Annotated in this window: 12 protein-coding genes and 2 tRNA genes; 12 read left to right on the top strand and 2 right to left on the bottom strand. The window is 45.6% G+C overall.

Annotated elements, in window-relative coordinates:
• The 3 genes from ON063_RS13890 to ON063_RS13880 form a co-directional block, all read left to right on the top strand.
• Window positions 1-908: GNAT family N-acetyltransferase (locus ON063_RS13890; RefSeq protein ID WP_274665519.1), on the top strand; the 908-nt coding region annotated here is incomplete at its 5' end.
• On the top strand, window positions 908-1,846 hold the full coding sequence (locus ON063_RS13885) for a hypothetical protein (protein ID WP_214697100.1): 939 nt from the start codon (window positions 908-910) through the stop codon (window positions 1,844-1,846). The genes ON063_RS13890 and ON063_RS13885, both read left to right, overlap by 1 nt.
• Before the next feature lie 81 nt (window positions 1,847-1,927).
• The gene (locus ON063_RS13880; RefSeq protein WP_214786275.1) at window positions 1,928-2,119 is read left to right on the top strand and encodes a hypothetical protein; all 192 of its coding nucleotides are present in this window, start codon (window positions 1,928-1,930) and stop codon (window positions 2,117-2,119) included.
• A gap of 83 nt (window positions 2,120-2,202) precedes the next feature.
• Here ON063_RS13880 and ON063_RS13875 read toward each other — a convergent pair whose 3' ends face one another.
• The gene (locus ON063_RS13875) at window positions 2,203-2,580 is read right to left on the bottom strand and encodes an HIT family protein (protein WP_274665518.1); all 378 of its coding nucleotides are present in this window, start codon (window positions 2,578-2,580) and stop codon (window positions 2,203-2,205) included.
• Between the two features lie 50 nt (window positions 2,581-2,630).
• Here ON063_RS13875 and ON063_RS13870 point away from each other — a divergent pair, with 50 nt between their 5' ends.
• On the top strand, window positions 2,631-3,272 hold the full coding sequence (locus ON063_RS13870; protein WP_274665517.1) for a uridine kinase family protein: 642 nt from the start codon (window positions 2,631-2,633) through the stop codon (window positions 3,270-3,272).
• On the opposite strand, the gene ON063_RS13865 is transcribed toward ON063_RS13870, so the two are convergent.
• Entirely contained in the window at window positions 3,257-4,039 is a 783-nt protein-coding gene (locus ON063_RS13865; RefSeq protein ID WP_274665516.1) for a sporulation protein, read from the bottom strand. The genes ON063_RS13870 and ON063_RS13865 overlap by 16 nt on opposite strands.
• Window positions 4,040-4,178: 139 nt before the next feature.
• On the opposite strand from ON063_RS13865, the gene ON063_RS13860 reads away from it, so the two are divergent.
• The 8 genes from ON063_RS13860 to ON063_RS13825 all read left to right on the top strand — a co-directional run.
• Window positions 4,179-4,255: transfer RNA gene (locus ON063_RS13860), tRNA-Met, on the top strand.
• A gap of 25 nt (window positions 4,256-4,280) precedes the next feature.
• A tRNA-Met gene (locus ON063_RS13855) sits at window positions 4,281-4,357 on the top strand.
• Between the two features lie 103 nt (window positions 4,358-4,460).
• On the top strand, window positions 4,461-4,910 hold the full coding sequence (gene tsaE, locus ON063_RS13850) for a tRNA (adenosine(37)-N6)-threonylcarbamoyltransferase complex ATPase subunit type 1 TsaE (RefSeq protein WP_274665515.1): 450 nt from the start codon (window positions 4,461-4,463) through the stop codon (window positions 4,908-4,910).
• Complete coding sequence (gene tsaB / locus ON063_RS13845) at window positions 4,907-5,563, top strand: tRNA (adenosine(37)-N6)-threonylcarbamoyltransferase complex dimerization subunit type 1 TsaB (RefSeq protein WP_214697083.1); 657 nt, start codon at window positions 4,907-4,909, stop codon at window positions 5,561-5,563. Before tsaE ends, tsaB begins: the two co-directional genes overlap by 4 nt.
• Window positions 5,556-6,017, top strand: a complete 462-nt coding sequence (gene rimI, locus ON063_RS13840; RefSeq protein ID WP_224863443.1) for a ribosomal protein S18-alanine N-acetyltransferase — start codon at window positions 5,556-5,558, stop codon at window positions 6,015-6,017. The genes tsaB and rimI overlap by 8 nt, the downstream gene beginning before the upstream one ends.
• Window positions 6,014-7,036 (top strand): tRNA (adenosine(37)-N6)-threonylcarbamoyltransferase complex transferase subunit TsaD, encoded by a 1,023-nt coding sequence (tsaD, locus tag ON063_RS13835; protein ID WP_274665514.1) that lies wholly within the window; start codon window positions 6,014-6,016, stop codon window positions 7,034-7,036. Before rimI ends, tsaD begins: the two co-directional genes overlap by 4 nt.
• Before the next feature lie 13 nt (window positions 7,037-7,049).
• Window positions 7,050-7,616 (top strand): hypothetical protein, encoded by a 567-nt coding sequence (locus tag ON063_RS13830; RefSeq protein WP_274665513.1) that lies wholly within the window; start codon window positions 7,050-7,052, stop codon window positions 7,614-7,616.
• A 135-nt stretch (window positions 7,617-7,751) separates the two neighbouring features.
• The coding region (locus ON063_RS13825; RefSeq protein ID WP_274665512.1) for a hypothetical protein at window positions 7,752-8,123 on the top strand (372 nt) is incomplete at its 3' end.

Raw genomic sequence — 8,123 nt, 5'->3', positions numbered from 1 at the left:
TTTTTTGTTTCATTGAAACTTTCTCCCTTCTTTTTCGTACTAAGTATGAGAAAGAGGGGATTGTTTTGTATATTCGTTTAGCCACTTTAAAGGATATTTCGAGGATTACAGAAGTTTCAACTGCAAGTTTTCGACAAGAGGCAGACACCTTGCAGTTACCAGTAAGAGATTTGAATGTCGAGCCTCCTGGATACGACAATGAACCAATGACACACTATTTGATCGAAGAGTTGACAACCTATGTGACGGAGCAAGACGGTAAACTTGTAGGTGGCATTGTGCTTACATTGACAGGGGGAGACTATGCACGAATCGATCGTGTTTTTGTACATCCTGATGTTCAAGGGCAAGGAATCGGTAAGGCATTGATTCAATACGTGGAAGCTGAGTATCCACATGTACGAATTTGGGAGCTAGAAACATCAACTCATCAAAAGAGAAATATTCGCTTTTATAAACAGTTAGGATTCCAAGTCGTGTATGAGTCGGATGATGAAGTATGTTTTGTCAAACGAACAAAAGCAAAACCGAGTACACATTGCTTTGAAGAACGGTCATGTGAAGGATGGCAGGCGTACGGGGTAAACGCGAGTCATTTGGCAGTGACGAACAGTAACATTTTTTTATTTGATGCGAGTAACTGTAATTTCAGTCAAAGTCGTTTTCGGAACATTAATTTCCGCGACAGTAAGTTCAGTGATTTGAATTTGTCAGGTTCACAATTCAATTTTGTAACGATGCAAGAGAATGAACGTACTATTCAAATGCATCATTCGAATCTGAGAGGTGCTACATTTAATCAATGTGACCTGACGAATGTGACGTTAACAGGATGTGACATCAAAGGTATGAAGATAAATGGTATTTCAATTGACACCTTGATCAGTACAAAGAGAGGAGAAATGTAATGGAAAACCTTGAACAACTCCAATTAGACCTACAACAACGTATCGCCGAACGCGATCGACTTGTTCGCAAACAAAAGACACTTGAAAAACAATTAAAGGAACATGAAGCGGTACGGAAAGAATTGTTGAATACATTTACGAAAGAACAGCGTGATGTTTACGATCTTGAAAATTTTTCGCTCGTCAATACGTGGCGGAAGTTACGAGGCACGTTTGATGAGCAACGCATAAAGGAAGTAGAAGAAGCTGCTCGTGCCGAACTGAAATTGCGCGAACACGAGAAGATGATTGATGAATTGACGCTCGAGCATCGAGATTTACAAGAACAGCTCGAGAGATATGAAAGCATCGATACGGAGTGGGAGACTTTCCTCGAAACAAAAGAAGCTCACCTCACAAAAGATCCAGTTGTTCGCCGTGACCTACATGATCTCACCAATCAACAAGCTAAGACGAATGAACTTCTCATCGAATATCGAGAAGCCATTGTTGCGGGTAAAGCAGCACGAGCAACGATTACGAGGACGCTAAAGCACTTAGACAGCGCCAAAGGTTGGTCGACATATGATACGTTCTTCGGGGGAGGTTTGTTTGCGACGGCAATGAAACATGATGCGCTAGATGCTTCCGAGCAAACGATGCATGAATTACAATCTGCATTGGAACGTTTTTCCCGTGAATTAGCAGATGTCCAAGAAATTGTTCAAGAATTGCATGTCGATCGAGGTTCACTCATTCAGTTCGCAGATTACTTTTTAGATGATATTTTTTCAGAATGGACGATGCATGGGCGAATCAATGATTCATTAGATCAAGTGAACGGACTGGATAAGGAGATCAGTCAGCTGATTGCTCGTATGACGATACAAGTGGAACAGTTAGAACAGAAACTTGAAGAGACTGAAGAAAAAAGAAGACAGCTCATCCTAACGCGATGAGCTGTCTGTCGTAAGAGAATAAACTGAAGAGGTTCATGATGTAGCAGATTCGTTTTCTTACTTGAAAGGAGAAATGCACGGATGAATAAATCAATCGCATTTCTCATTAGAGGAATGGGAATCACAGGTGCCTTACTCGTATTATCGATTCCTTTTTTCTTTAACCCTCCTATATCGACCACACTTAAAGTGGTCAGTCTTGGATTATTGATGATTTTCATCATTTTCGCTGCATCAGCCATCAGACTTCGGAAACGGATGGAAGATGAATGACGCGTTCTATCGTTAAAGGTGATCCAAAGTAGGCGCGAGCGTTTGATTCACCTACATGAGGTCAGCTAATTCGGAGTGCTCGTTCATTCCGGTCGTTTTAGCCAATGCCGTAGTCCTTTCCCTGCGTGAGGACCTGCCTCGTAACGCGGAATGACGTGCAGATGGGCATGAGGCACGGTTTGGTTTGATGCCGTGCCGACGTTCCAACCCAGTGTGTATCCGTCAGGTTGAAATGATTGATTAAGGTATTCCTTGGCTTGATGAAGTAATTCATATGTATGTTGCCATTCTAAAGGCGTTAAGTCGAACGTTGTCGCACGGTGTGCTTTCGGAACAATCACACCCGAGCCGACGAGGATGTCTTGCTCGTGGTCATGCATGAGAAAGTAACAAGAGTCATTCTCAGCAATAATGGTTTGATGTGGATCGAGTGTTGGGTGACAAAATGGACAAGTGGACATTGGATTGTTACACTTCCTTTTTATACTAAGTGTACCAAAGGGGGAGAATCATGGAACGACTCATCGATGAGATCGTGCAAAATGTGCAAACAGGAAAACGAACGCTGATTGCGATCTCCGGACATGGGGCAGCAGGAAAATCGACGTTGGCCGAAACATTACGGGAACGACTCGGTGATATAAACCTGCTTCATACAGATCCATACATCATTGATTCACAGTTACGGAAACAAACGATCCTCACCTATGAACAGAACGGAAAACCCCATCATTATAAGATGACGGCTTGTCATCCGACTGCACATCATCTGCTTTCACTCGAGCGTGATGTTCGTATGATTCGAGAGGGAATCGGCTTTTACACAATCGATGTCTCATATTTAGAACGTACGTGGATTGACCCGAAAAAAATGATTACGATTATTGAGGGCATGAGTGTCGCATTTCTAGATCTCTCCTCTTTTGACCAGTCGATTTATCTTTATACGGACGGAGAAACAGAATTTAGACGCAGAGCGAATCGTGATATTCAGGAACGAGGAATGGAAATGGATTACTTACGCGCTTCGCATGACGAGCGACGTCTTCAATATGAGTTGTTCATGCATCCGTATCGCCATCACTTCCAAACCATCGTCAATACGAGTGGGGATATGATTCAAATTGAAAAAACCGCTCACGAAGAGCGGTGACTACGTAACGTATCTTGAATACCGAGACCGAGCTGTTCTTGCTCACGTTCGAGTTGTTCCCAGGTGAGGGAGCGATGACGCAATTCGACGTCAGTCGCCATCGACTCGAGCGTTCGCTGTGTTTCGATGTTGTCGAGCCAGTAGTAGAGGTCGATTCCATCTTCATGCAGACGCCAAAATGATTTGACGACCTCAAACTCATCGGCCCACTCACCGACCGGTTTGAACCCATACTTTTCGACGAACGGATAAGGACGCTCTTCTCCGAGCGGGTCAATCACGTTCCGAACAAACATCGGTTCAAGTCCAGCATGAGCCGTTGCGTCGAGCAATCTTTTCAGTTCAGGCATCGGTTCGATTTCAATGTGTTCAATCACGTCAAACCAGACACGTTTCATGTCCTTGTCCCATAACGTTGCTTCCACGCTGTATGGTGCGCCAGCAGACGAAGGGGCATACATCGTTAATTCGAATGAGAACGGAACGTCTTCCTTCGCACCAGGCTCTAGTACGACGGTGAGTGGAATCGGGATCTCTTGAATGTCGGCTTCTCGATTGAACTCATTTCCTTCCATGGTGATGTCTTTAAATGTCGTCAAAAAGTTAAGTGTCAGTTCTTGTAACCGGACGATAGTCGTCGTCGGGTTTGATACATGCAGGGTCCCGGTCACTACCTGTTTCGGAATGAGTGCTGCCGGGTCAAACGTGATGTCGGCTTCGATTTCCGAAAAGAACCATTTCTTGAATCGGTTTCCCCATTTGGACATGGCGGTCGCGCCCCTTTTCTCTAATAGTCTATGCTGTTATATCTGTTCCCGATTCCATTTTTGAAAAAACATTGAGAAAATGGTTGCTTTTTATAACTGTCTCGCTTATTATAGAGGATGTCGAAACAATTCAAACCATCGCGGGGTGGAGCAGTCTGGTAGCTCGTCGGGCTCATAACCCGAAGGTCGTCGGTTCAAATCCGGCCCCCGCAACCAATTTTTATTTAATTTCATATGTCGTCGCGGGGTGGAGCAGTCTGGTAGCTCGTCGGGCTCATAACCCGAAGGTCGTTGGTTCAAATCCAGCCCCCGCAACCAATTTTTAAATGAGATAGCGAAACGATGGCGTTTCGTGTTTTTTTTTGCATAAAATGAAGTGTACAATGAGTACGTATGAGAAGCGATAAAAGGAGAACCATTCATGTATACATTGATTACGCATTCTGCGGCGGAGACGCAGGCAGTGGCAGAACGTTTGGCCACGCTCGTCGAAGCAGGAACAGTCATCACGTTAAACGGTGACCTTGGTGCCGGCAAGACGACGTTCACACAAGGGTTCGCAAAAGGACTCGGTGTCACACGGAACGTCAACAGTCCGACATTCACCATTATGAAACAATACAAAGGGCGCTTGACGCTCTATCATATGGATGTCTATCGACTCGAGGATACGGGGGATGACATCGGTCTTGAGGAATATATCAACGGTGACGGTGTCGCCATTGTCGAGTGGTCGAACTTGATCGAGTCTTCTCTTCCGGAAGAACGCTTGGCGATTACGATTGAACGAGTCAGTGACGAGGAACGAAAATTGACACTTGCTCCGACGGGTGAGCGTTACGTTCAAATCGCCAAGGAGGTGCTCGCATGAAGCAATTGATGATTGATACCGCGACGACACGTTTGTCAGTCGCGTTAAGTGAGGCTGGAGAGATTCAAGCCGAGGCGACGGTCATGGTCTCAAAAAACCATGCGGTCACACTCATGCCGATGATTGAACAACTCATGGCAGCTGTGAAATGGACTCCGAATATGCTCGAACGCATCGTTGTTACGACAGGTCCTGGGTCGTACACGGGGATTCGGATTGGAGTGACGACGGCGAAGACACTTGCTTATACGTTGAACATTCCACTAATCGGCGTGTCTGCCCTTCAACTCATGGCAGCGGCCCCGAATACGGACTTGCCTGTCGTATCATTAATTGACGCGCGACGCGGTAACGCCTATATCGGATATTATCAACAGAACAAGGCACTAACGCACGATCAACATGCGTCTGTCGCCGACTGGCTACGACTGAATATCCAAGGACGTTTCCTCGTCGTTGGGGATGTCGAACCGTTCCGTGACGTGTTGAGTGAATATGAGTATGTCGAAGCACCGGCTGCACATCGTTACGGCCGCGCGAGTGATTTGGTCGTCTTTAGCGATGAGACGAGTGATGTCCATGCGTTTGAGCCAGAGTATTTGCGACTCGCTGAAGCGGAAGCGAAATGGTTAGAGGGTCAAAACAATGGCTGACGTTAAAATTCGTCGAATGACGTGGCTTGATGTCGAAGAAGTGACGAAAGTCGAAGAAGCGTCGTTCTCCATTCCGTGGACAAAAGAGGCGTTCATGAACGAGATGCTTCGAAATGAACAGGCTATTTATTTTGTCGCGGTCCATGACAAACGGGTCGTCGGTTTTGTCGGAGTATGGACAATCGTCGACGAAGGACATATCACGAACATTGCCGTCTTACCTGAATTTCGTGGGCAAGGGATTGGTAATCAACTGTTAGCGGAACTTGTCGCGTTTGCCAAGTCAAAGGGGCTTGTCGGATTGACGTTAGAAGTCCGCGTGTCGAACGTTGGGGCGCAAAAACTGTATGAACAGTTTGGGTTTATGCAAGCCGGACGAAGAAGACGCTACTATCAGGATAATAATGAAGACGCCTATATTTATTGGGCGAAGTTAGGAAGTGACTCAGAATGAACACATCACTGATTCTCTCGATCGAGTCGAGCTGTGACGAGACATCTGTTGCGCTCGTCAAAGACGGGAAGACGCTCTTGTCGAACGTCGTCTCTTCTCAAATCGAGAGTCATAAACGATTTGGTGGCGTCGTCCCTGAAGTGGCGTCTCGTCATCACGTGGAGCGCATCACGTATGTCATTGACGATGCGTTGAGCGAAGCAGGCGTGACGATGGAAGACGTCGATGCGGTCGCTGTCACACAAGGACCGGGTCTCGTCGGTGCCCTTCTCGTCGGGATTAGTGCGGCCAAAGCATTGTCGTTCGCCCATCAAAAACCGCTCATCGGCGTCCATCATATCGCGGGACACATTTACGCGAACGAACTCGTCGAAGAGATGGAGTTCCCACTCGTCTGTCTCGTTGTCTCGGGTGGACATACAGAACTCGTCTATATGCCAGAACACGGTGTCTTCGAAGTCATTGGGGAGACACGTGACGACGCAGCAGGTGAGGCATACGATAAGGTCGCGCGCACGCTCAGTCTCCCATATCCGGGAGGTCCTGCGATTGACCGCTTGGCAGCGGTTGGGGAAGATACGTACAACTTCCCACGTGTTCGTCTCGAACCGGGTAGCTTCGATTTCAGCTTTAGTGGCTTGAAGTCATCGGTCATCAACGCCGTACACAATGCGGAGCAACGTGGGGAGACGGTCATTCCGGAAAACTTGGCAGCGAGTTTTCAAGCAAGTGTCGTCGAAGTGCTCGTTGAGAAAGCGATTCGCGCTGTAAAAGAAAAAGGAGCGAAGCAATTGCTTGTTGCCGGTGGTGTCGCGGCAAACCGTGGACTCCGAGCCGCGCTTCAAGAAGCTACTGCTGCTGAAGGGATTCAACTTGTCATCCCACCACTCGATCTTTGTGGAGACAATGCCGGCATGATTGGGGTCGCGGCACATCACGCGTATGTGCGCGGGAAGCGCGATACACTAGCGATGAATGCGGTTCCTGGGTTATCCTTAGAAGAGAGCATGACAGTCTAGGGGGAATAGAGACATGACGAAACGCATCATCATTGGAGGACTCATCGTACTACTCGTCGTCGCGACGTTTTTACAAGTACGAGAAATCATCCGCGCTTACAATATCGCCTATCAAGAGGAAATTGTGCCAGAAGAGACACGAGTGAAGTCGTTGACTGGAGAAGAGTCATTAGAAGGTATCGGTCGTGTGACCGGAGAGAATACGCTCATCGAGTCATTGTATGGTTACACGAGTGTCATCGACCAAGAACCAGAGCGTGTGATTGTCGTTGATCGTAATCTCGGTGTTCAGCCAAAAGCGAGCGATGCTTACTATGAAATTGAGCGGGGTCGCGAGGCGACAGAAGAAGAGGCTGCGAAGTTTGATAATTTGATCGAGGAGCTCGACGAACAGCAACTGTTCGCACAAGTCATCTCGACACACGAAGCACGCTATGTGACGAATGACGAAAAATCGTTGACGTTCTATAAAGTGTTCACACGTGACGTCGATACGAACGAGGCGGTCTTCTTTATCGCTGAGGACGGGACGAAGCTCGATTTCCATACGGTAGGATTCCAACCTCTCAGATATTTTTAACAAATAACCTTTTGTTCTAAAAAGAACAAAAGGTTATTTCTATCTTATAAAGAATATATACAACGTTAGTTACATATAAGTACTTTTAAAGTAATAGCTAAAATGAAATTTAAAAAATGTAATGGAGTGAAGTGAATGAATATTCAAAACTTTCTAGATAAATTAGATACGGATGTTTACTCGGGATATCTATATGAAGAATTTATGATTGAATTACTAAATTTACATATAAGTTCTCAACAAAAAGAATTTATAGTCAATCGATATATAGATTCTGAACAATCGTCTAAAGAGCCTGAAAATATAAAATACTACGACAAAGTTGTGAGCGGATTAGATGGATTTGCTCCTGATGGCTTTGATAGTTTCGAAGGGAAAACTGCGATAGAAATAAAGTTAATTAAAAATATTTCAAGTCTAAAATATATAGTTCGTAGAACAATAGAAAAAATAGATACAGTAAATTCATTATATCCAGATGAATCTATAAAAAATTTAATAATTATT

It is taken from the genome of Exiguobacterium sp. B2(2022) (assembly GCF_028823655.1).
Taxonomy (GTDB): Bacteria; Bacillota; Bacilli; order Exiguobacteriales; family Exiguobacteriaceae; genus Exiguobacterium; species Exiguobacterium aestuarii_A.
Note: the sequence above shows the minus strand (reverse complement) of the source record. Positions and strands in the feature narration are given on the sequence as shown.

What these genes read in the sequence shown, in the direction of transcription:
- ON063_RS13870 (WP_274665517.1), top strand. Translation starts at nt 2,631, where the DNA reads ATGGAACGACTCATCGATGAGATCGTGCAAAATGTGCAAACAGGAAAA.
- ON063_RS13885 (WP_214697100.1), top strand. Translation starts at nt 908, where the DNA reads ATGGAAAACCTTGAACAACTCCAATTAGACCTACAACAACGTATCGCC.
- tsaB (WP_214697083.1), top strand. Translation starts at nt 4,907, where the DNA reads ATGAAGCAATTGATGATTGATACCGCGACGACACGTTTGTCAGTCGCG.
- tsaE (WP_274665515.1), top strand. Translation starts at nt 4,461, where the DNA reads ATGTATACATTGATTACGCATTCTGCGGCGGAGACGCAGGCAGTGGCA.
- ON063_RS13880 (WP_214786275.1), top strand. Translation starts at nt 1,928, where the DNA reads ATGAATAAATCAATCGCATTTCTCATTAGAGGAATGGGAATCACAGGT.
- ON063_RS13830 (WP_274665513.1), top strand. Translation starts at nt 7,050, where the DNA reads ATGACGAAACGCATCATCATTGGAGGACTCATCGTACTACTCGTCGTC.
- ON063_RS13875 (WP_274665518.1), bottom strand. Translation starts at nt 2,580, where the DNA reads ATGTCCACTTGTCCATTTTGTCACCCAACACTCGATCCACATCAAACC.
- ON063_RS13865 (WP_274665516.1), bottom strand. Translation starts at nt 4,039, where the DNA reads ATGTCCAAATGGGGAAACCGATTCAAGAAATGGTTCTTTTCGGAAATC.
- rimI (WP_224863443.1), top strand. Translation starts at nt 5,556, where the DNA reads ATGGCTGACGTTAAAATTCGTCGAATGACGTGGCTTGATGTCGAAGAA.
- tsaD (WP_274665514.1), top strand. Translation starts at nt 6,014, where the DNA reads ATGAACACATCACTGATTCTCTCGATCGAGTCGAGCTGTGACGAGACA.